The organism is Dolichospermum sp. UHCC 0352 (assembly GCF_009711925.1).
Taxonomy (GTDB): Bacteria; Cyanobacteriota; Cyanobacteriia; order Cyanobacteriales; family Nostocaceae; genus Dolichospermum; species Dolichospermum lemmermannii.
Window position 1 is genome coordinate 1 of record NZ_VIKY01000191.1, and the last position, 22,078, is coordinate 22,078.

General features: G+C 35.5%; 21 protein-coding genes. 8 read left to right on the forward strand and 13 right to left on the reverse strand.

All coding sequences use genetic code 11. From position 1 onward, the window contains the following. Window positions 1-153 precede the first annotated feature (153 nt). Window positions 154-1,146 (forward strand): phenylalanine--tRNA ligase subunit alpha, encoded by a 993-nt coding sequence (gene pheS, locus FJR06_RS12980; RefSeq protein ID WP_015078029.1) that lies wholly within the window; start codon window positions 154-156, stop codon window positions 1,144-1,146. Between the two features lie 31 nt (window positions 1,147-1,177). On the opposite strand, the gene FJR06_RS12985 is transcribed toward pheS, so the two are convergent. Both FJR06_RS12985 and FJR06_RS12990 read right to left on the reverse strand, forming a co-directional pair. Beyond that, the gene (locus FJR06_RS12985; RefSeq protein WP_015078028.1) at window positions 1,178-1,741 is read right to left on the reverse strand and encodes a Uma2 family endonuclease; all 564 of its coding nucleotides are present in this window, start codon (window positions 1,739-1,741) and stop codon (window positions 1,178-1,180) included. A 207-nt stretch (window positions 1,742-1,948) separates the two neighbouring features. After that, entirely contained in the window at window positions 1,949-3,742 is a 1,794-nt protein-coding gene (locus tag FJR06_RS12990) for a WD40 repeat domain-containing protein (RefSeq protein WP_168631861.1), read from the reverse strand. Window positions 3,743-4,525: 783 nt separating this feature from the next. Here FJR06_RS12990 and FJR06_RS12995 point away from each other — a divergent pair. Together FJR06_RS12995 and FJR06_RS13000 are read left to right on the forward strand one after the other, a co-directional pair. Further along, the gene (locus FJR06_RS12995) at window positions 4,526-5,308 is read left to right on the forward strand and encodes a PIG-L deacetylase family protein (protein ID WP_168651573.1); all 783 of its coding nucleotides are present in this window, start codon (window positions 4,526-4,528) and stop codon (window positions 5,306-5,308) included. A gap of 60 nt (window positions 5,309-5,368) precedes the next feature. Further along, entirely contained in the window at window positions 5,369-6,478 is a 1,110-nt protein-coding gene (locus FJR06_RS13000; protein ID WP_168651574.1) for a glycosyltransferase family 4 protein, read from the forward strand. Here FJR06_RS13000 and FJR06_RS13005 read toward each other — a convergent pair. Next, window positions 6,461-7,342 (reverse strand): aspartoacylase, encoded by an 882-nt coding sequence (locus FJR06_RS13005; RefSeq protein ID WP_168651575.1) that lies wholly within the window; start codon window positions 7,340-7,342, stop codon window positions 6,461-6,463. The two genes, FJR06_RS13000 and FJR06_RS13005, sit on opposite strands and share 18 nt — an antisense overlap. A gap of 133 nt (window positions 7,343-7,475) precedes the next feature. Further along, window positions 7,476-8,843: an NB-ARC domain-containing protein gene (locus FJR06_RS13010; RefSeq protein ID WP_015078023.1), complete on the reverse strand. Its 1,368-nt coding sequence runs from the start codon at window positions 8,841-8,843 to the stop codon at window positions 7,476-7,478. A gap of 222 nt (window positions 8,844-9,065) precedes the next feature. On the opposite strand from FJR06_RS13010, the gene FJR06_RS13015 reads away from it, so the two are divergent. The 5 genes from FJR06_RS13015 (at window position 9,066) to FJR06_RS13035 (ending at window position 12,912) form a co-directional block, all read left to right on the forward strand. Continuing rightward, entirely contained in the window at window positions 9,066-10,025 is a 960-nt protein-coding gene (locus FJR06_RS13015) for a Mov34/MPN/PAD-1 family protein (RefSeq protein WP_168633092.1), read from the forward strand. Between the two features lie 2 nt (window positions 10,026-10,027). After that, window positions 10,028-10,474, forward strand: a complete 447-nt coding sequence (locus tag FJR06_RS13020) for a hypothetical protein (protein ID WP_168633093.1) — start codon at window positions 10,028-10,030, stop codon at window positions 10,472-10,474. 27 nt (window positions 10,475-10,501) lie between these two features. Continuing rightward, window positions 10,502-10,765 (forward strand): hypothetical protein, encoded by a 264-nt coding sequence (locus FJR06_RS13025; protein ID WP_168633087.1) that lies wholly within the window; start codon window positions 10,502-10,504, stop codon window positions 10,763-10,765. Further along, window positions 10,762-12,318 (forward strand): ThiF family adenylyltransferase, encoded by a 1,557-nt coding sequence (locus FJR06_RS13030; protein ID WP_217357505.1) that lies wholly within the window; start codon window positions 10,762-10,764, stop codon window positions 12,316-12,318. The genes FJR06_RS13025 and FJR06_RS13030 overlap by 4 nt, the downstream gene beginning before the upstream one ends. A gap of 372 nt (window positions 12,319-12,690) precedes the next feature. Further along, on the forward strand, window positions 12,691-12,912 hold the full coding sequence (locus FJR06_RS13035; protein WP_015078021.1) for a type II toxin-antitoxin system Phd/YefM family antitoxin: 222 nt from the start codon (window positions 12,691-12,693) through the stop codon (window positions 12,910-12,912). Window positions 12,913-12,931: 19 nt separating this feature from the next. Here the strand turns inward: FJR06_RS13035 and FJR06_RS13040 are convergent, their stop codons facing one another. The 9 genes from FJR06_RS13040 to hepA form a co-directional block, all read right to left on the reverse strand. Beyond that, the gene (locus FJR06_RS13040) at window positions 12,932-13,168 is read right to left on the reverse strand and encodes a hypothetical protein (RefSeq protein ID WP_168651576.1); all 237 of its coding nucleotides are present in this window, start codon (window positions 13,166-13,168) and stop codon (window positions 12,932-12,934) included. 12 nt (window positions 13,169-13,180) lie between these two features. After that, the gene (locus FJR06_RS13045) at window positions 13,181-13,534 is read right to left on the reverse strand and encodes a PIN domain-containing protein (protein WP_168651577.1); all 354 of its coding nucleotides are present in this window, start codon (window positions 13,532-13,534) and stop codon (window positions 13,181-13,183) included. Beyond that, window positions 13,531-13,974, reverse strand: a complete 444-nt coding sequence (locus FJR06_RS13050; protein WP_015078019.1) for a hypothetical protein — start codon at window positions 13,972-13,974, stop codon at window positions 13,531-13,533. The genes FJR06_RS13045 and FJR06_RS13050 overlap by 4 nt, the downstream gene beginning before the upstream one ends. A 183-nt stretch (window positions 13,975-14,157) precedes the next feature. After that, window positions 14,158-15,582 (reverse strand): O-antigen ligase family protein, encoded by a 1,425-nt coding sequence (locus FJR06_RS13055; RefSeq protein WP_015078018.1) that lies wholly within the window; start codon window positions 15,580-15,582, stop codon window positions 14,158-14,160. A gap of 88 nt (window positions 15,583-15,670) precedes the next feature. Then, window positions 15,671-16,624 carry a glycosyltransferase family 2 protein gene (locus FJR06_RS13060; RefSeq protein WP_015078017.1) on the reverse strand — a complete coding sequence of 318 codons (954 nt, stop codon included), beginning with the start codon at window positions 16,622-16,624 and terminating at the stop codon, window positions 15,671-15,673. Further along, window positions 16,542-17,744, reverse strand: coding sequence for a glycosyltransferase family 4 protein (locus tag FJR06_RS13065; RefSeq protein WP_168651578.1), 1,203 nt, complete (start codon window positions 17,742-17,744; stop codon window positions 16,542-16,544). The genes FJR06_RS13060 and FJR06_RS13065 overlap by 83 nt, the downstream gene beginning before the upstream one ends. A 25-nt stretch (window positions 17,745-17,769) precedes the next feature. After that, window positions 17,770-18,756, reverse strand: coding sequence for a glycosyltransferase family 2 protein (locus tag FJR06_RS13070; protein ID WP_015078015.1), 987 nt, complete (start codon window positions 18,754-18,756; stop codon window positions 17,770-17,772). Window positions 18,757-18,948: 192 nt separating this feature from the next. Further along, complete coding sequence (locus tag FJR06_RS13075; RefSeq protein ID WP_015078014.1) at window positions 18,949-20,094, reverse strand: hypothetical protein; 1,146 nt, start codon at window positions 20,092-20,094, stop codon at window positions 18,949-18,951. Window positions 20,095-20,220: 126 nt separating this feature from the next. Continuing rightward, window positions 20,221-22,065 carry a heterocyst formation ABC transporter subunit HepA gene (gene hepA, locus FJR06_RS13080; protein WP_015078013.1) on the reverse strand — a complete coding sequence of 615 codons (1,845 nt, stop codon included), beginning with the start codon at window positions 22,063-22,065 and terminating at the stop codon, window positions 20,221-20,223. Window positions 22,066-22,078 lie beyond the last annotated feature (13 nt).

Here is a 22,078-nt window from a genome sequence, read left to right on the forward strand (position 1 = left end):
TCTCCAAATGCTTCGCCCGTACAGTTGTTAGTTGTCAGTTGTCAGTAGGAAAAATCCTCTCCCCTACATCCCCTGCCTCTTGTCTGTTCCCTGCTTCCCTGTTCCCCGTTCCCTACTATAGACTAATGACTAATCACCAATGACTAATAACTAATGACTAGCAATTTAGAAGACCAACTTTTAGCATTACGACAAGAAGGAGAAACAGCGATCGCTGCTGCTGATAGCCTAGAACGCCTAGAAGAACTCAGAGTTAACTATTTGGGCAAAAAAGGGCAATTGGGGCTGCTGTTACGAAGTATGGGGCAAATGAGCGCGGAAGAACGTCCTCAGATTGGGGCGATCGCTAACACTGTCAAAGAAGCCATTCAAAACAGCCTTGACCAGCAACGCACAACCCTGGAATCTGCTCAAATTCTGGTACAACTAGAGGCGGAAACAATAGATGTCACCATGCCCGGTATTTACCGTCCCCAAGGTCGGATTCATCCCCTCAATGGCATTATTGACCAAACCCTAGATATCTTTGTTGGCATGGGTTACACCGTTGCCCAAGGATCAGAAATGGAAACAGATTACTACAATTTTGAAGCTCTTAACACCCCCCCAGATCATCCAGCCCGTGATATGCAGGATACCTTCTATTTACCAGATGGTAATTTATTGCGGACTCATACTTCTTCAGTGCAAATTCGCTACATGGAAAAGGAAGAACCACCTATTCGAGTTGTTGCCCCAGGTCGAGTATATCGCAGAGATGATGTAGATGCGACGCACTCAGCAGTTTTCCATCAAATTGAACTTTTAGCCATAGATGAAGGACTAACTTTTACAGACCTCAAAGGAACTGTGAAAATATTTTTACAATCAATATTTGGCGATTTACCAATTCGGTTTCGTGCCAGTTATTTTCCTTTCACCGAACCTTCAGCCGAAGTAGATTTACAGTGGAAAGGACGTTGGTTAGAAGTCATGGGTTGCGGTATGGTTGACCCCAATGTTTTAAAATCTGTGGGTTATGATCCAGAAGTTTATAGCGGCTTTGCTGCCGGTTTTGGTGTAGAACGTTTTGCCATGGTACTACACCAAATTGATGATATTCGCCGTTTATATAATAGCGATTTACGCTTTTTACAACAATTTTAATGCAGGGGTGGGGTTTCCCCGCCCTTAATAATCATGAACCAAAACTTAACCAACCAAAAATTTCTTTAACTGTTAATTCTAAATTGATATTTTCCAAAATTGGTAATTTATCATCACCTTCATATATTTCTATTTTTTGTCCAGGAAATACAGCTAATACACTTTCTTCCTCTGGATTTAATAACCAACCTAATTCAGTTCCGTGACGGGAACAATGCAATAATTTCGTTAATACTTTTTTCTGTGGTTGTTCAGGAGAAAGAATTTCTATTACCCAATCAGGATGAATTTCAAACCGATTAGCAATTCTCCCAGATTCAGTTTTGGGGATTCTTTCCCACCGGAACACCGCAATATCAGGCACAATGGTACTACCACCAAAGGTACAACGTAGTTCTGGGAAGGCATAAGCAATCTTTGGCGTTTCCGCTACTTGATTAATATTGGTACAAAATTTAATCTGTAGACGACTGTGTTCACCTTGTGGCATAGGTTTTTGTAGGATTTCCCCGTTAATAAATTCTGATGCTGGTTTAGTTTCTGGTAACTTGAGAAAATTTTCTAGTGTAATCTGGCGTTCAGTGGCTATAGTCATAATTGGTAACTAGAAAGCATAATTATATTATCAACGATAATGTTGAAAATTAGTTTTCGGGAAATATAGCAATCCTATTTGATTTGTGATAGCGTAGCGTGCCGTAGGTATACATTGCTAAAGTCAGATCCCCGACTTCTTAAAGAAGTCGGGGATCTTGTTGGTGATTGGGGGACTTTAACTTGTAGAGACAATCGCAGTTTTGATCTAACTCCGCTGCCAAATTTTAATGGTTTTATCCAAACTTCCACTAACTAACATTTCTCCAGAAGCAGTAAATGATAAAGCTGTAACTGTGTTAGCATGACCTGTAAATGTCCCTAATAATTCCCCAGATTGTAAATGCCACAATTTGATAGTTTTATCAGCACTACCACTGGCAATAATTTGTTCGTCAGGACTTAAAGCAACTGTATTCACACTATCTCGATGTCCTTTGAGAGTGTGAACTAATTCCCCAGTGGCTAAATTCCAAACTCGAATAGTTTGATCTTGACTACCACTAACTAAAAATTTAGCATCAGCACTTATGGCTAGGGAACTAACAATATGAGAATGACCCATCAGGGTGTATATTGGTTGTATATCTGGCAATTTTTTCTGATTGAGTGTTGAGGATGTTTCCCAAACTTTGATTTTGCGATAACTACCTGTAATTAAAATTTTCCCATCTTGACTTAATACCATTGAATGGGCTGCTGTATCATCTAAGGATAGAGTATTTTCAACTTGGCGATCGCGCAAATTCCAAAATAAAATCTTCCGATCATGGCCACCAGTCGCTAACATCTTACCATCAGGAGTAAACGCCACACAACGGACATCTCCATGATGTTTATGGAGAATATCAATTAGATCCAACGCCCCAGTATGCCAAATTTTAACGGTGGAATCTGCACCTACACTCACTAATGTTTGTCCGTCGGTGCTAAAAGCCAGAGAATTAACTTCATTAACATGATCAGAAATCACCCAAGGATATTCTGATAATGTCTCGATTAATTCACCTTTTGATAAATCCCATAATTTTGTTTCTCCCCTGCTACCACTAGCTAACATCGGAATTGTTTTGACATTTTTAGATCCGGCATCTTGCACTACTAATGTTTTGATAGCATAGGCTAAACAGTTAATACCTTTGGTATGTCCTTTCAGTGTTTGCCAGCATTCCCAATCACCAATAATCTTCTTTTGGGGATGATCTGATGGTAAGGTTTGAATGGTTTCTACCATCATTTTCTCATCAGTTATTGGCACATCATCTGGCTTACCACCCAGAGATTGTAAATACCAATTTAATCCTCCCGCATATAATAGACTACTGGGAGTTAGATAAGTTTTGGCGTTGGAAAAATCTAGTTGATTTGTGGGTAAAAAACCAGTAATTACAGTTTGTTTGTGGTATCCTAATTTGTTATTTCCAGGATAAAACAAACACAAGAAAATTAATACTTGGTGGTTACTGATATCTTCTTGACTAACAGACCAACGAATTTTATCTTTTTTAATACCGTTAAAACTTTCTCCATCTGCTACGTGAATTTGAATACTCACTTTTGGGTTATTAGCTAACAAATAAGTAAACTTACTTTCACTACGTAAATTTCCCTCATCATCCAAAACCATATTGTCTAAAGTGTCTTGTGGCACTTTTCTCACCAATTTTCCTAAGCGTTCTGTAATCATCCAATCAACAATTTGTTCACGGACAAGATAATCTTCTGCTTGACGTTGAAAATAAGTAGGAAAGGGAATGATCCAATCAGGATATTCAGGATATTCTGGTGGTATCGGTGGGGGATTTTTGGCGAGAATTTCAGCTTGCTGACGGGAACATTCGAGAATTTTTGTGAATGAATCCCCCGCAAATGCCATTACCTCACTGTGATAACCTTTAACTCGACTTTCTAAAAGAGAAAGATCCGCCGTTTTCGGTTTTTTCACCCGGTTTAAGAAGTCAGTTTGTTGCGCTTTTAGTAAACTAATCCAATTCATCTGCATGATAGTGGCACACCATTGCATACCCAAGATAACTTATACTAATGGAATAATTACTCAATTTATAACTTCAGCCAAAATTCAGTAATCATCACAGTCTAATAGAATACAAAAACTAGCTGAATTTAATGGTAAACATCAACCCCTACGGTGATTAAGCACTGCTTAATTTTATATAGTAGGTTATAGAGATTTCGATGATTTCCCTAAATTCTAACTAACCTAACTAACAATTTACTGTTTCTCTAGAAACACTTCTGAGTAGAAAAATAGTAAGCATTCACTCGTCAGTCGTCAGCTAATACAGCTTTCCGTAAAACACGGGTAATTAAAAGAATGCAGAATTTAGAATTTAGAATTTAGAATTTAGAATTACGTTTTGCAACGGGGATTTTACCCCGACGCAAAACCCGCTGCTTGTAGAAGCAGGGGACTTTAACCCCCAAAGGTAAGTTAAAACTTCCTCTTCTTGGCTATTCCTGCTTTTAGCTGACTCCTGAATACTACTGAAAGATTTTTTACACCCTATCCGATTTTCAAACATCCTCTTATTGATATATTCAGCATAACTTTATTAAAACAATAAATAATATAATCTAGGACTTGACTATCATAAAAATAGTTGTGTTGTTTTGATTTGTGAGAAGCATCAATATTTGTCATCTACAAAACTTTAAGTTTATCTGGAATCAAAACTATCATAAAAATATTTGTTCTAATTTATGGTAAGCATCAATATTTGTTATCTAGAAAACTTTAATTTTGTCTTGAATCAATTTTAAAATTATGAATCATAAAAAAACACTCACCTCATTAGAAAAAATAATTCCTAATCAATTGCTAAATCAGATACAATATATTCATTGTAGTCTAGTTTCCTGGTGGATTTTGCATTGGGGAAGTCAGCCTTTAAATTTTTCTGAAAAATCAGCAATGGTTTTTTCTCCTCATCAAGATGATGAAACCTTTGGTTGTGGAGGCATGATTGCCCGCAAAAGAGAACAGGGAATACAAGTAGGGATAACTTTTTTAACTGACGGTAGAGGTTCTCATGGTTTAGATCCACTTATGCAAAATCAAGTTATCCAGATTCGTCAACAAGAATCTTTGATAGCTTTAGATATTTTGGGTGTGAACACTTCAGAGATTCATTTTTTAAATTATCAAGATGGCAGTTTGGCTGCTTTGAATATAGAGAAAAGGCAACAGATAATTACTGAGATTTCAGAATTACTAAATTTGTATCAACCTGGAGAAGTTTATGTACCTCACCGCAAAGATTGTCATCAAGATCATGAAGCTACTTATAATTTAGTGAAAGAGGCAATTATTCAATCTAAAATCACTACAGAAATACTTCAGTATCCTATTTGGGTATTTTGGCGATCGCCATTATTTATTCTGTTGAAGTTACAAGATATTGCAGCGGCTTATCGCTTATCAGTAACATCAGTAAAAGAGAAAAAACAAAAAGCTATTGCTGCCTATCCTTCCCAGCTTGAGATGTTACCTCGGGGATTTATTAACAGATTTTTATATTCGGAAGAAATATTTTTTAAATCCGAGTGAAGTTGTGAGTGGTAAGCATCTGAAGATTTGTTATCAATAATTACAGTGGAGAAAATTTAAATGCGGATTCTACATATTACTAATCATGTCCAAAAAATCGGTAATGGAATTGTTAATGTTGCTGTAGATTTAGCTTGTTTACAAGCAAAAAGTGGTCTGGATATTGCTGTAGCTTCTGCTGGTGGAGAATATGAAAAATTATTAGCAGATCACGGTGTTGAACATTTTCATCTCAATCAGTGTCGGACACCATTAAATCTCATTAAAGCTGCTGGGCATTATCGCCAAATCATTAAAGAGTTTCAACCGGATATTGTTCATGTACACATGATGACAGGGGCAATTTTAGCCGGTATTTTTCGCAAGAATCGAGAATATCATTTAGTTTCTACTGTCCATAATGAATTTCAACATAGTGCTATCCTCATGGGGTTAGCTGATCAGGTAATTGCAGTTAGTAAAGCAGTAGCTAATTCAATGATTAAACGGGGTATTCCACCTCGAAAGTTACGAGTAGTTAGTAATGGGACGTTAGGAAGTCCTCGACATAAAAAACTGGCAGATTATCAACCAGTAGAAATGCCACATCCATCTATAACTACTGTGGCGGGGATGTATACCCGCAAAGGTATTTATGAGTTAATTGAGGCATTTAAAATAGTTTCCTCAGACTTTCCGCAAGCACATTTATATTTAGTGGGAGATGGTCCAGATCGTTCGATATTTGAGGCAATGGTGCAAAATACAGGTGTTAGTAATCGCATTCATTTTGAAGGATTTCAGGCAGAACCGCAACGCTATATGTTAGCAACGGATATCTTTGTTCTGGCTTCACATTGCGAATCTTTTGGCTTAGTGCTAACGGAAGCGCGGGAAGCTGGTTGTGCGATTATAGCCAGTGATGTAGATGGTATTCCTGAGACTTTAGATTATAGTCAAGCGGGGATTTTAGTGCCACCCAAGGATATTCCAGCCTTAGCTAATACTTTGACACAATTATTGAGCGATCGCCAACTTTTAGATCAGTGGAAATTCCGCGCCCAACAAAATTTAGAAAGATTTAGTGCCGCAAGAGTGAATGAAGAAACACTAAATATATATCGTGAATTAATGAGAAAAGACAATATCATCAGAGTCATGGAAACCAGAGAATTAGCCAATCTTAATTAATTCTTTTTCGCTAATGTGCATCGCAATTCCTTTCTCATAATAGGCAGCTTCATTAATAAAGATTGGATAAACAGTAGAATTTCCTTGATAGAAAATTTCTTCTCCTGTGAAAGTCAGAAAAATAGGATCACCAGGATGTAAAGGTTCATAATCTTGAAATTGAAGTCGGGGGTGAATCATCGCCTGAATTTCCCCTACTTCATTTCTCGGATAATCAATCACACCAATTGATTTATAAACTGTTAGTGTGTTATTTTTGGGCAAATATTTTCCTTGATTATAGTCTTCAAAATAATCTAAAATACTATAAATAAGTTGTTCAGTCTGTTGAAATAATTCCGCATTTAAAATTCCCTGGGGTACGGCACCAACTTCAATCGCAAAACCCAAATCACACAAAGAACGCAGAAAACCACTACCTTGAGGTTGTTCATGAATATAAACCTTTACCAAAGGATTAACTGCACTCAAATCAGCCGCTAATTTCAGCAGAAAAGGATGCCAATTTCCCAGAATAATACATAATCCCATATTGGCAGTAGTCGTATGTACATCAACAATTGTATCTACAGATTCTTGATTTTCTGGTTGTAATATTTGCTGAATTTCTCGCGCCCTTAATTCTTCGTAACTTGAGATTTTTGAACTTGATAATTTATCTTGATTAAAGCAACGATTCAGATCCGTATCAATATATCTTGTCCGTGCAGCAATAGCTTTAGGATTACCAAGTAATGATAAAGTTTCAAAACTACCTCGATGAATTAAATGGGGATATTGCTGAAACTTTTTAACCAAGTAAACTCCCGTTAACTCATTACCGTGATTTCCCCCAACAATCGCCACCCGATGAATTTGATTCATAAATACCTCATTTATAAGCAACTTAGCTATGAAAGTGAACACATTCTATCAGTCCATAGCCTTTTGTGCTGAGATGCTGCATAAATAATTTTCTCACAGTCCAGATGCCAATAGCAAGAGGAAGGGAGTATAATTAATGATGATAAATTCTGAGATATTCTTTAAAAATGGGGGAAAGAGTATATAGTTTTTGATCATTTTCTAATTTGGATACTAAAAATCTTCTTGTTAATGATTGTAACCCGTTAATTATATCCATTGATGATAATGATAAAAGTTGTTTTATCTCATCTCTAGATATAGGTTGATCATTTTGACTGATTTTTAATAATATCTCTTTTTCAACTTCAGATAATCTCATCCATATTAAATCAAACAGAGTTTTAAAATCTTCTGTTAAAATTAAACTATTTTCTTTGATAAATTCGGCAACTTCACCCTCAAAGACATCTTTAATTAAAATACTGATATACTGTAAATATTTAGGATGACTTTCATATAAGTTAATTAAGTTTAACCAAGTTTCCTCATTTTTTAATCCTTGATTTTTTAATATCTCTGTAGCTGCACTATCTAAACCTGATAATTCTAAGGAATGAATTGGATAAAGTTCACTATCTAAAGAAATCATTTGTTGGCATTTTTCCTGACTGATGAGAATTAAACAACTTTCATGTTCAATTTCTGTAATCATTTGTAAAAAGGTTTTGTAATCTTGATATTCAGGTTTATATTGTCCTGAATATTGTTGAGGGGTAAATATTTCTTCTAGGTTATCGAGAATAATTAAGCAGCGTTTTTGATTAAATAATTCTAAGGATTGATTTAAGAAGTTATTGGTATTGATATCTTTGCTATTTACATTTAATTCGGTGAGTATTTCTGTAAGGATAGAATTTAAAGAATTAGATAATTTAAGATTTTTCCAGATAATTACATCAAATGGTATTATGTGAGTATCAAGAAAGTGTTTCACTAATGTGCTTTTACCAATACCGGAAATTCCCAAGATTGAGATTAAGCGAGTATTGGAGTTTTCTACCCATTTAGATAGGGTTGTTAGTTCATTGGTTCGTCCGTGAAAATGGGTTATTTTTAGTGATTGTTTGAGGTTAATATAAGATGTTTTTTGTTTGATTTTATCTTCATAATTAATTGCTTGTTTTTGATGATCTGGGTTATTTGGACACCAATTCACATGATTTTTGATTCCTATCCCAAGAATTTGCTGATTAAATGAATTTGCTAATCTTTCGATAGACCAACGAAAATTAGATTTAGTAACATCTTCACCTAATTCTTTTCCCAGAATTTTATATAACTCACGACTAACATTTCCAATATGATTTTCGCTTTCATAGCCAAATTCATCGGCAATGTCACTATAGATTTTACCGTGCCAAATGCCTTGAACAGCACTTCGTTGTAAGTCGTTCAGGTGGTTTCCGGTGTGTTTAAAGACTAATTCATCAACTATTTGTAACACTTCTGTAACAGTCATAAATGCCCGTATAGTTAGGATTACAGCTATTTTAGCCTAGTCTGGGGTTGAATTATCAAGGGTTTTCAAGGGTTTGGATTAATATTTTTTTACAAAATTGGGTAGGAAATGAAGTATTTTAGCAGTATTAAGCTTACTGTGCTTGTGCAATAATTATGCAAAGACAAGGCAAGTGACAATTACCAAACTTATATACTGATAGAAATTACCAGAAGAGGACAAGTGAATCAGTTTAAAACCCTTATTTATGAACAAGAGTTAGAACACATTGCAGGATGGGTTCAAGAATATCCCAACTTAGAAACAGGTGGAGATTTATTTGGCTTTTGGACTCATTCAGGTTTTCCTGTTGTTCAGTTTGTTCTAGGTCCTGGAAAAACTAGCAGACATAATCAAACTAGTTTTTATCAAGATAGAGAACATTTAATTAAAGCAGGAGAAATTCTCAGACAGAAACATGGCCTTCAGCATATTGGAGAATGGCACTCTCATCATCAGATGGGATTAGCACGACCTAGTGGGGGTGATGAACAGACTGTTTTTAACGCCTTAAGGCAATACAACTTTCCTAAGTTTTTGCTATGTATTGCTAATTTACATTCAGAAAGGGAAATTGTCGGAAGTAAATATATAGTTAATGTTGGCGCTTTTTTATTTACTCCTTCATCTCCTAGTTATCAAACAGGCTCTTGGGTAGTATTACCTGATAAAAGTCCAATTCGTCAAGGATTAAGTTTGGGCGATAATCCAAGTTTATTGAGGACTTGTAGACCTAATAAAAACTGGAACGTTTACAAAACAACATTAGAAGAACAAAGATTAATTTCTACTGAACCAATTGAAATATCCAACGATATATGGTATTCAACAAAGAGAGGTAAGGCTTTATTAAAAGAAATTTTTGATTTTTTAAGAAGCAGTTATAAAAACTGTGAAATGTTCCGTACTCCATCGGAAGAAATTTATTTTACATTTGAGCAAAATCCTAATGATAGATATGGATATGTAACGGCTGATAAATGGCGTGTTGATATTCCTAATAATTTCCCTCAATCTTCACCGAAAATAAAGCTTAATGAGCGTCCATCATCGGAAATAAAAGATTGGAATGGAGAGTCTCAAGTTGTGAGGCAAATCGAAGCTTGTATCCAAAGATATTACAATGGTGAATGGAGTAAATAATCATGTCATGGAATCAGTTACAGCGTCAAAGGTTAGCATTGGAAAAGGAAATTCTAAACACCTATTTTCCTCAATTTAGCTGGATTAACCCCATTGATTCTAATAATACAAGAATTGAAGGAGAAGTAAAAACCAATGTAGGTAATGTCTATAAACTTCGAGTTTATGTTCCTTCTGATTTTCCTAACTCTTTACCAGATATGGTTGTTATCTATCCATATCCGTTAAAAGGTTATCAAGGACAAGATATGAAACGACATGAAACAAGTAGTAGTATGCACACTTTAACTCCCAGAGATGGGTATTTGAAGATTTGCCACTATCGAGATTGGTTGCCTAATATAACTTTATATAAAGTTGTTCTTAAAGGTCGTATTTGGTTAGAAGCACTCGAAGGACACAAAAGAACAGGTCAACCAATTGACGCTTTTTTATCACATATGCAGTAAACACAAGATTAAGAAAAAAGCAAAATTATGAGTCAAGCAGAATCTCAAGAAGTTCAAAATTACTTACAAAGAACAGTTCTAGCAGGAGAGACTCCTGAAGATCAAAAACTAGTTTTTGACCCTACAACGGGTGAGTTAGTTGTGCAACAAAAGAATGAAAGACTACCTAATCCTGATGCAGTAGTAGCTGATAACATTGCTGAGGAAGGTTTTTTTGGAGAAACTTCTTTTGTATATCTCCACAAAAAGATTACATTGTTTAGTCAAAAAGAAGTGAATTTAATATTATGAGTGAAGAACAAATGCAAGAATTCATAGAAGTCATAAGGGGTACTGTTGAAATAGTTGAAACTGCCCTAGAAGTTACAAATGTTATTCAAGAAGTTCATAATTTTCTACAAGAAACTGTTCTGGGGGGAAAAACACCTCCAGATCAGCAACTAATATTTGATCCTATGACGAGTGAGTTAGTTGTGCAAAGGAAGAATGAAAGACCATCTAATCCTGATGCTGTAGTAGCTGATAACATTGCTAAAGAAGGTTTTTTTGGAGAAACTTCTTTTGTATATATGCACGAAGACCAAATTTCAACTATTTATCAAAGGTGGAAAGTATCCCAAATTAATCAAGTGCCTGCAATAGCTTTTGGATTTGATGAGGGAGAAGTATTTCATGTATATACCTCACAACCTAAAGCTCATTTTGCAGGTATTCCTGTTACTTCAATTATTCAATTTTTACCACAGTTTGGAAATAATGATGAAGTCTTGAATGTGGTTAACGAAATTGTCAATACAAGACTATATCAACATGGAAAACCATCTTATAATGTTATAGTTTTATTCACAATTGAAGGAGATAAATTACAACATCGTGTTTTTATTAAGCAACCTGATGGGTATTTGGTTGAAGGAATTGTAAAATTTATTCCTGAGCGTTCTGAGCTTTATTCCAGAAGCCAAGGTTTGCTAGAAACTTCATTGCTTGAAGATTTCAAGGTTGGAATAGTAGGATTAGGAAGTGGTGGTTCTTCCGTAGCAATAGAATTGGCTAAAGCGGGAGTTGGTAATTTTGTCTTAATTGATTTTGATCGCGTAGAGTTAGGAAATGTAGCTCGTCATACTTGTGGAACAGGTGATTTAGGACGTTATAAAACTAAAGCTGTTCGAGATTTATTATATGGCAAAAATCCTTATCTCCAAGTAGGAACTGCTGAAATAGATATTAATACTAATCTAGATCAGACTAAACTTTTACTCAAAGATTGTGATTTAATTATTGCTGCAACTGATAATAATCGTAGTCGCTTTAATCTCAATAGTATTGCACTGGAATATAAAATACCTACTATTTTTGGGAGAGCGTTAACTCGTGCTTGTGGTGGAGATGTTTTAAGAGTTCGTCCTTTTGCAGGACCTTGTTTAGCCTGTGTTTTTACTAAGGATTTTTTGGAATCTCGTCAAGAAGAAGTTTCTCAGTTTCGACAAGCTAGAGAGGATAATCCTGCTTATGTCCCTGATGATGAATTACAAGCAACCGTTCAAGTAGGTTTATCTTCTGATATTTTGCCTATATCAAATATGATTGTTAAATTGGCATTAGTTGAATTATCTCGTGGTAAAGATAGTGGTATTAAGTCTTTAGAAGAAGATTTAATTGCAGATTTTTATATTTGGGCTAATCGCCGAGATAATACTTATGAAAGTTGGCCTAAGATGGAATATGGATCAAAAACACCTTCTGTCTTACGTTGGTATGGGGCTAAATGGGAACGTAATTTATTCTGTGCAGTTTGTGGAGAAAGACAAGATACAATAAACGGTGATGATAGCTTTTTTGGATAACTAATTTCAAATGTTAGGATTATTCAGATTAGATATAAATTCGGTTTCAAATTTTTATATATGGGTAGGGGTTCAGCAATGCTCATTGGTGTCAACTTAACGTAAAATCCATAGCCCGCCTGGGAATGAATTCCCAGTCTAATAGCAAAAGTCATCTGAAGATGACTGAATATCCTGAAAATCTTTAGTCTACTTTAGTAGACTTTGGTTATTAGCCCGGAAATTCATTTCTGGGCGGGTGTGGAAGCCAACAGATCAGGCATTTTTAGCCTAAGTTGACACCAATGAGCAATGCTAAACCCCTACGTTATTTTTTTATAAAAAATGCTATAATCATCTCAAAATTACAAAATTGCATGAAAATCACTCACTATGTCTTCTATAGAAGTCACACAAGCAATTAACCAAATATCAGAATTATTCCATCTAGCGTTAAACGGAGAAGAAATTATTATTACCGAAAATCACCAACCATTGTTAAAACTAACTGCACTCAAATCTAAATCTCAACGTCCTCCTTTATTTGGTACAGATAAAGATATTATTTCTATTGCTGATAATTTTGATGCCCCATTAGAAGAATTTGCAGATTAATCATGTAAGTTAGCATTTTTTATTGTTTATTTAACCATCCTTCTAAATTAGGTATCTTACTAAAATAATTAATTCCCAAATTAGCTAATATCTGTTGAATATTAGTATTACCAAATTCCTTAGTATTCTCACTAAAAAAAGCTTTGTTAATTGATAAATTATTTTCAGCATGAGCTAAAATAACCTGTAAAATAAAATCATCTCTTTTTTGATTTTTCCCAGGTAGCAAAGGATTAGTTAAAGTAGCTTCTAACATTTTAATGCTTGGTTAAATCAATTCACAATGATTTTTTAAATATTCGAGAATATTCAAAAAACGCTTTCTAAAATCTCGTAATACTTTTCCATAATCAATCAAACAAAGTTCTAAATAATTGGCAAAAGATTGAGAATTAGTTAATCCTTTATTTCTCTTACCTTCATTCATTTCTATTTGAATAGTTTGAGAAAAAGATTGACTACGTTTTTCTTCTCTTTCTATCGCTACCAGGGTTTCCATTAAACAAATACTAGGAATAACAAATTTTAAGTTTCCTGAAGAATGATAGACAAAATCTTCTAATTCTTTGTTTCTTCCTTTGGCAATTGCCATAATTGAATTAGTTTCTAAATAAATAATCATAATAAGTCTAACTCCTCTGTTGTACCATCAAACAAAAGAGTAAATAAGCCAATTTCCTTCATTTCCTCAATGTAAGGAGGGGTTTCACTTTTCCAATGATAAGCTAAATCTCTTAACCATGATTGAGTTAAAGTTATTAAAGTAGATTGATAGATGATACCTTCAATACTGCCTACATCATAATGTTTTAAAACATTTTTTGTGTCCAATCTTGCTACTTCTGTAAAAGTCGGACTCTTAAAGATTCTCATGACATTAGAATTAACAAACATTAAAAAAGGAATATGCTGGTATTCTTCCATTTTTAAGATATTAAGATCCGGGGAAGAATACATAGCGGAAAATCTCACATCTATGATCAAAATATATTTATCATCTTTATCTTTAGCAGCAATTGCTGGTTGAAAATCAATTATAGTTGGAGGTTGTATTTTTAACATGGTATTTAACCTCTTGTTTAATAGTTTAACTACTTTTCATACAGGAAATATTTATACTAAATTCTATCACAAGTTATCAATAAAATGTGATCATAATAATTATAACTCCTCTGTGGTGTCATCGCACAAAGGAGCAAATAAGCTAATTTCTTTTATTTTCCCACCTTCAGGAGGGGTTTTAATTCAACTCTGCGGTCTGCTGTAGTATTTATGTCCGGCCATAGCCATTGCCAAAAATCCCCACATAATCATCCCCGCAATACTCAGCATCCCGCTATAGATAATTAACTGAGCGCAAGAACTGATACCAATAGCGCGGGCAGCACTGAGAAAACTATCAAAGCGACCTTCTGTATAATTACTAACCGTAACTAGCAGCAATACTAACCCACTAATATAGGGTATAGCACCAATCCAACCCAAGGTAAAAAACATATCTAAAATGCCGCTATCAATAACAATCACTTCTATTTGTCCAGTTTTTTCATTCACTTTCCAGATATTTCCAAAGCCGTTACCGACAACATTAGAAAGAGCTAAATTCAGGTTTCTGTCATAAGTTGCAGATCTATCTCTAAAACTACCATCTTCTTCCAGATTAGAAAAACTTTCAAATCGAGTGGTAATGACTTTAGAAAGCGGTTCAATAGTTACCAAGGGAATAACACAGATTGTCATCACTAAAATTATAGTAATTAATCGCATTTGAATCTGGGGTTTTACTGAACCAAAAATCATAATAATTCCTAATAACCAACCGCCCCAACTTGTTCGCACCTGGGAAAGTAAAAATGATAAATAACCCACAGCAGAAGCGGGGAAAATTAACGGACCGGTGCTGGTAAATAATAATAGTAATCCAGTCTGCATAACAGTTCCAAATGGTCCAGGTGAGTGTAATGTACTCCAGACGCGCATTCCAAAAGGAATTGGTTGTCCAGCACTGGTAAACATTTTCGATTCGATTAGCCAATATCTGTCCCATTCAGGAGCGACAACAAATTGATAGACACCGTAAGCACCAAGGATGAGTACACACCAAATAAATGTTCTTTGCAGATGTTGACGATAACTGGGATAATCTCGCCAATTAGAAAATAGGTGAAAAGCAAAAATTATCGGACTTAACCAATCTAAAAAACTCCGAACTACAGGGAGTGGTTGATTGTAAATTAAACCTATTAAACATCCATAAGAAACTCCTATAGCAGCTAAAAGAAATGGCAGTCCCCCTTGACGAAGACTGCTAGGTAGATGTTTTAAAAAGGTGAATATTGTCAGGAATACGACTAAATAAGGTGCAATTAACATTTGTCTGGTGGGGTCCCAGCCAATTTTATAGTCAACTAAACGAGTGATTAAGGGGGTGAGAAACCATATCCACCAGGTGAAGCCGATATAGTGAATGGGATGCCGCAAGTATAAAAACGCCGCTACTAGAAAAGCAGTGGCGGGAAAAACGAGGCGTAAACTACCTGTACTGGTAAAGTAGCAAGCTGTGATCAGGAGGATAAAAGCAAGAATGATCATCCAACTTTGGGCAGATCGATCTTGGGGAGAAAATTGTTCTTTTAAAACTGTATTGAAAAGTATTGGTTTGGAAATCATTCTCTATGTTTGCCTATTTTGTATTAGGAAGGAGTATTTAAAGAGGTATTGAACGCAGATGAACGCAGATGAACGCGGATAAAGATTCTTAACTCCTGACTCCTACAAGATGGTGATTTCCTATCTTTCTATATTTTTGATATCCTAACCATCTTCCTTGTAAGGATGCTCGCAATTTTTTACTGGCAATTTCTTTTTGTTGGGGAAATAATCTTAACCATTGACATATTCCTAAACTTTCTCTTGTGCCAACTAAAATTGACCAGGATAAAAATACAATTTGACGCAGGGGTGAAAGATGTTCTAATAAAATTAAGGTTTCGTTGTGGACTAGGTTAATTAATGCGGTGTCGTTAAAATTGTGGCGTTGATCTTCATCAAATCTTTGGGCGGGATAGTGATCTACTGCAATGCTGGGATCATAAATCATTTTCCATCCAGCGCGTTTGAGGGTGAGGGCAAAGGACATTTCAAAATGTACCTGTGCGCCCGTTCCTTGCATTCTGTCATCAAATCGCAATTTGCCGATCGCCTGGGTGCGAAAGCTCATATTCACACCTTTGAGAACATCAACTTCACGGGGTGCGCCTACTCCTAAGTGATGGTTGCCAATGACGCGCCCCCACCATTGCAATTTACCAACTATGGGACGGGAACCATTTTCTAATTTGTCTCCTTGATACACCCAATCACGACCACCTACGCCACCAATGGTATAATTAACGCTGAAGTGAGTATTAATTTTGGCTAACCAATCCGGGTGGGGGGCGGCATCATCATCGGTGATGGAAAGAATGTCTCCCTGTACTTGTGCTAGTCCGGCGTTGAGGGCGGCGACGACTCCCGGCTGGGTGACGGTGACAATCTGTAAGGGGAGGAGGTGGGGCGGAAATTGGTGGAGGAATTGCTGGGTTTCTGTGTCTGTATCTCTGACAACAACGATCGCCTGATCAACTGATTTAGTTTGCTGTTGCAGTGCTTTCAGACACCGGGCTAGGTCTTGAGGACGGCGATAGGTGGGGATGAGAACTGTGTTTCTCATGGGTGATTAACTCCTCAAATATATTTAGATAGGTTTGTGCCATTGTTGACCAGCTATGTTGCTCGGCAATAGTCCGGGCAATTTTACCCATTTGTTGACGCAGTGAGCGATCGCTATTTAACAACTCCAGCGCCTCTGCTAAAGCCTTAACATCATCACAATCGTCTAAAACGATGCCGCAGTCGGGATTAACTAAATCAGCCGCACCAGTAGTAGTGGCGGTAATCACGGGCAAACCTGAAGCCATCGCTTCAATCACTACAAGTCCAAAGGGTTCATAACGGGACGGAAACACAAATAAATCTGATGCCCGTTGAATTTGGGGCATATCATGGCGATAACCTAAAAAATGCACTCGTTCACTAATATTTAATGCTTTTGCCATTGCCGGATAAGGGCTATCTTGAGTACCACCGACAACTGCTAAATGTAATTTAGGAACTTTTACCAAAGCATGAAGTACAGTATCTAAGTTCTTCCGGGAAATCCGAATATCACCTGCAAATAATGCCAAATTAACATTTTCAGGCAACCCCAATGCAGTACGAGAACTGACACCAGGAGCAAATTCTTGTAAGTCTACACCATTAACAACAACCCGAATTTGTGAACGAGGTACACCAATATTTACTAATTCTTGGGCAACTTTTTCTGAGACAGCAATAATAATTTTAGATTGGCAAAAAGCTTGTTTTTCCCAATAAGCATTAGCCGCAGTAAATAACCATTGATATAACCCGTACAAATCTTTACGGTTATGGGAAATATGCACAGGCGATTTTAACCATGAACCATGCACAAAATGTACAGCATTCACATCAGTTGCCCCCATAGTAATCGCGCCATTGACTTTAATTAAATCCAAATTAGCTCGATTTTTACGCAACCAATCGGCACTTTTTTTAGCAAAGATGAAATTGCGAATAAATTCCGTAGGATACCTTGCTACTGGAATATAAATACAATTAACAGCATTATTTTCAGATAACTCTGGGGCAATTTCACTAGCTAATAATGTCAGATCATGACCACGACGAATGGCTTCTTGAGCGACTTCATAATTAACTCTACCTTGACCATCACCTTTTCTGATTTTGTGGGTAACAATACAAATTTTCACTCATAACCTCTTGTAATTGACTAAGTTAGGAAACTTTCCAAATTTTATTCGTTAAATTGGTAGGAATAAAACTAATAATTAAAGCGACTAAAGTGCGTAAGTTAAATTTTTGCTCACTTAAAGTTTGCCAAAAATAACGGCGAGCATCTGTAATTTTTTGATCTCGTAATAAGCCAATTCCTAAAGTTGTATTAGCTTCTAACCATTTGGTTTTAAAGTAGGAATTAAATTCTTGTAACTGTTGATCTTTCATAAAGGTTTGATAACAGAATAGCTCACTTTTACCTTTACGGATTTTTGCTTGAACATTGCGACTACCACTAAGCATAGTATCAGTTTGTTCATGCTCTCGATATTTAGTTAATTTTTCGGGAACATAGTAAACTCCATAGCCAGAAATACAGCAAAGATATGTTAAATATAAATCCCACATTCCGTCAACCTCTGAAGGAATATTATCCCAATTAAGCACACCATTTCTGATTACACAAGCAGCCGCAGTGGGAATACTTTTATCAATTAAGCCAATTTGAGTAAAATTTTCATGAACTCCAGGAGTGATTTGGTCACGTTTATAACTGCGGGTATTGTTTTCAGTGGCAGCAATATTAATTTTACTATCACCATCTATAATATATTGGTCACAAAATGCCAAAATTAAATTGGGATTTGCTTCTAAGTTGGGAACAAGTTTGGATAAAAAATCCTCATTCCACATATCATCATCATGGAGACTAGCCACATATTTACCTGTGGCAATTTTAAAACCATAAAACTGGTTAGCTAACATCCCAATATTTTCTTTATGTCGCCAAAATTTAATTCGTGAATCTGGAAATGATTCAACTAGTGCTTGGGGATTTTCAGAACTGCAATTATCAGAAACGATAATTTCTAGATTTTGATAAGTTTGTTGAACGGCACTATTAATTGCTTGTTTTAGATATTCTGGACGATTATAGGTAGGAATAATGACACTTACCAAAGGTTCGGAGGAGTTAATATTTAACATTGATTTTAGGATGAGAAGATAAACTAAGTAGGTGAACGGAAAAAAACCGTAGACGCGGAGCGGCTTCTCGAAGAGTAATATGTAACGAAAAGTAAAATCGCCCAAACCCTCTTCACTCTTGCCTCTGGTTACTGAGCGAAGTCGAAGTATTGCCTCAAGCCTAGTGCCATAACGACGATTTTCAATGCTAACCTACTTACTTTTAGTTGTTGTTTGTTTTTGGGAAACTATCTCTAAAAAACGCAAAGCTGTAGGGACAGGACTATAATTTTTAATTGCCCAACTTCTTCCTTCTTGAGCAATATATTCCAGAATTTCGGGATTTTCTGTAATTCTATCTATTGTGGCTTGAACATTATCTAAATCTACACCAATATAATGTCGCCAATTTTCAGGCATTACAGGTAAAGTAATCCCATATTTTTCAAAATCAACATGAAATGTCACACATCCTGCGGCTAAAGATTCCCAAAATCGCCAACTATCCCATTGTAGAATTGTATTTGACTGTAATTTTAACTTAGCTAAAAGTTGTTTAATTCCACGATTAATTAAACTACTAGGATCATTAGGCCAAGTAGGTACAAAGAAGCCACCAAAGCAAGTACAAGCAACAGATTCTTGCAGACGTTTATAATAATTGGGATAGTGTCTACCACCAGTTTGTAACCATTGTAGATAATGATATCCTGCTTGCGGATGATGATTTGGATCATCAACAAAGTTATTAATAGAGAGAATGTTTTCAATTTGAGGAATTAGCTTACTACAGCTAATATTTCTGACAGGATGTCCAGACTTCCAATGGCGAAAATTGACAAGAATCTGTTTTTTTCTAGCAGTAAAATCTGGTATGGTATTCAGTTCTTGTAAAATGCGATTACTCAGTCCAAAAACCCAAGGCTGAAAGTTATTACCATAGTTTAGTTTGCTATTAAAATGAGTTCTTAAAATCAAATCAAATTGTCTAAATTCTGGTATTTTATTGTAGGTTTTATTATTATCCTCACAATCCAAATAAACAGTAATATATTGACGCTGAGGATGAAATAAGTTCTTTGGTAATGGTTCTTGAATATGATATGAATTGGTTGTGAATATAACTATAGAACAATCATCAGGTGTCACATCTGCATGATGTTTAAAAAGATATTCTGATGTTTCTAAGGAATTTTGCCAATAATTGACATTAGAAAAAAATGGGATTCCCAACTCTTGAAAACCTTCAGCCAAACAAATTATTAAATGTTGAAATTTCTCTCCTATAGAAATATTTTCTACAGGATCACAATAAAAATAAATTTTAAGAGGAAACTTGAGGGAACGATTATTTGTCATACATTTAGCCTGATGATTGAGTAAATATTAAAGGTTTTATTTTTGATATTTAAAATCAGTGATGGTGTTATTTTTGAAGTCTACCAATCTCTGAATATAAATATCAAAGCAGTTTATTAGTTGATATTAAGTATCCTGTTTAGAAGTCATTTCATACTGCATTTGATGATATTCCCAAAGTTTACCTTGAAGTTCTAGGAGTTCTTGATATTTACCTTGTTCGACAATTCTTCCCTGTTCTAAAACTACAACTTTATTCGCTTTAGCAATAGTAGAAAGACGGTGGGCGATCGCAATTACTGTGCGGCCAACAGATAGCTTTTCTAAAGATTCTTGAATTAACCGCTCAGACACAGAGTCTAAAGCACTTGTAGCTTCATCTAAAATCAGAATTTCGGGGTTTTTCAGCAATGCGCGAGCGATCGCAATTCTTTGTCTTTGTCCACCTGATAACCGCACACCTCTATCTCCTAATTGCGTATCGAAACCTTCCGGCATTTCTAGAATAAATTCTAAAGCATTTGCCAATCGTGCAGCTTCTTTAATCTCTGTTGCTGTAGCTGTTGGTGTCCCATAAGCAATATTATTCCAAACAGAAGTATTGAAAATAAATGTATTCTGACTAACAACTGCTATCTGAGAACGCAGAGAGTTAATGTCAAATTTGCGAATATCAACTTCATCTATATAAATATAGCCATCAGTAGCATCATGAAAGCGCGGAATTAAATCCGCAAGTGTAGTTTTTCCAGCCCCAGATGAACCAATTAAAGCCGTCATTTCCCCTTGTTTAATGGAGAGAGTTATATTATGTAAAACTCGTTGATCAGGACTATAATCAAAATCTACCGACACTAAATCAATTGATCTTTTAAAACTAGGAAATCTGAGTGCGCCATTTTGAAAGTAGATTTTATCATCAGTTTTTAACAACTCCTTGATATTTTCCACTGCTCCCGCTTGGGTACTTAAAAAAGCCACGACTCCATTCAAATCTTGAGTCATAGGGATAATGCGGAACAGGACAAAAAAGAAAGTTAACAAAGCTGAAACTTTCATTAATCCTGTGGTTAAAGCCACAATAATCATACTAATTAGAATTAGCGTAGATATACTTTCAGCCAAAGGCTTAACTATCAAAGAAATCCAATAAACACTTTTCCACGTATTAACAATTTTTTCACTGGCTTGATAATACCGTTTTCGCTCAAATTCTTGAGTAGAAAAAGCATGAATTGTGCGAATACCTTCGATAAACTCTAGCACCCTAGCCGTAAAGTTATCATTAGCAGTAGTAATAGTAAAACTACGTTCTCTAATTTGTTTATTTAGAGTGGATAATGCCACCGCTAAAAGACTAAATAGCAAAATAGAAACTATAGTCAGTTTCCAGGAAAGAATAAACAAGGAAATAGAATAGACAATCAGTGTAAAACTTCTAGTGATTAAAAAAGCTAGTCCACCAAAAATCTGCCTAATTCTCTCCATTTCACTGGTGAGTGTATTAACTAATTCTCCAGATTTTTTATGACTAAAATAATTAAGAGTTTGAGCCTCTAACTGTTGAAAAATTCGTTTACGGAGATTATCTACTAAACTTATTTCACTAAACTGAATGCAAATCTGTCCTATATAATTGAAGGATGCTCGCATACAGGTTGTAACAACAATTAAAGCTGATATTCGATATAATCGCTCTGTTGCGGAAGCATTAATTCCTAAAATCAAAATATCAAACCAGCCTATTCCTGTTTTCACAGGTTCAGCCCCAGGAGTAGTTAAGCTTTGCAGAAACACCAGCAAAAATCCTAAACCAAACCCTTCAAAACTGGCAGCTAAAGCCGAAAATACGATAGCTAAAATAGCCACAACTCGAAAGTGTTTAAATTCTCGTAATATTACCCGATTATTTTGCCACAAACTTGTAGCTTGAAAGATTTTCACTGTTGACGGTAGAAATTTGGAATCCATAAAAATTTTGACC

Bases quoted from the DNA above. Each gene is read 5' to 3' on its own strand.
- pheS (WP_015078029.1), top strand. From the start codon at position 154: ATGACTAGCAATTTAGAAGACCAACTTTTAGCATTACGACAAGAAGGA.
- FJR06_RS12985 (WP_015078028.1), bottom strand. From the start codon at position 1,741: ATGACTATAGCCACTGAACGCCAGATTACACTAGAAAATTTTCTCAAG.
- FJR06_RS12990 (WP_168631861.1), bottom strand. From the start codon at position 3,742: ATGCAGATGAATTGGATTAGTTTACTAAAAGCGCAACAAACTGACTTC.
- FJR06_RS12995 (WP_168651573.1), top strand. From the start codon at position 4,526: ATGAATCATAAAAAAACACTCACCTCATTAGAAAAAATAATTCCTAAT.
- FJR06_RS13000 (WP_168651574.1), top strand. From the start codon at position 5,369: ATGCGGATTCTACATATTACTAATCATGTCCAAAAAATCGGTAATGGA.
- FJR06_RS13005 (WP_168651575.1), bottom strand. From the start codon at position 7,342: ATGAATCAAATTCATCGGGTGGCGATTGTTGGGGGAAATCACGGTAAT.
- FJR06_RS13010 (WP_015078023.1), bottom strand. From the start codon at position 8,843: ATGACTGTTACAGAAGTGTTACAAATAGTTGATGAATTAGTCTTTAAA.
- FJR06_RS13020 (WP_168633093.1), top strand. From the start codon at position 10,028: ATGTCATGGAATCAGTTACAGCGTCAAAGGTTAGCATTGGAAAAGGAA.
- FJR06_RS13025 (WP_168633087.1), top strand. From the start codon at position 10,502: ATGAGTCAAGCAGAATCTCAAGAAGTTCAAAATTACTTACAAAGAACA.
- FJR06_RS13030 (WP_217357505.1), top strand. From the start codon at position 10,762: ATGAGTGAAGAACAAATGCAAGAATTCATAGAAGTCATAAGGGGTACT.
- FJR06_RS13035 (WP_015078021.1), top strand. From the start codon at position 12,691: ATGTCTTCTATAGAAGTCACACAAGCAATTAACCAAATATCAGAATTA.
- FJR06_RS13040 (WP_168651576.1), bottom strand. From the start codon at position 13,168: ATGTTAGAAGCTACTTTAACTAATCCTTTGCTACCTGGGAAAAATCAA.
- FJR06_RS13045 (WP_168651577.1), bottom strand. From the start codon at position 13,534: ATGATTATTTATTTAGAAACTAATTCAATTATGGCAATTGCCAAAGGA.
- FJR06_RS13050 (WP_015078019.1), bottom strand. From the start codon at position 13,974: ATGTTAAAAATACAACCTCCAACTATAATTGATTTTCAACCAGCAATT.
- FJR06_RS13055 (WP_015078018.1), bottom strand. From the start codon at position 15,582: ATGATTTCCAAACCAATACTTTTCAATACAGTTTTAAAAGAACAATTT.
- FJR06_RS13060 (WP_015078017.1), bottom strand. From the start codon at position 16,624: ATGAGAAACACAGTTCTCATCCCCACCTATCGCCGTCCTCAAGACCTA.
- FJR06_RS13070 (WP_015078015.1), bottom strand. From the start codon at position 18,756: ATGTTAAATATTAACTCCTCCGAACCTTTGGTAAGTGTCATTATTCCT.
- FJR06_RS13075 (WP_015078014.1), bottom strand. From the start codon at position 20,094: ATGACAAATAATCGTTCCCTCAAGTTTCCTCTTAAAATTTATTTTTAT.
- hepA (WP_015078013.1), bottom strand. From the start codon at position 22,065: ATGGATTCCAAATTTCTACCGTCAACAGTGAAAATCTTTCAAGCTACA.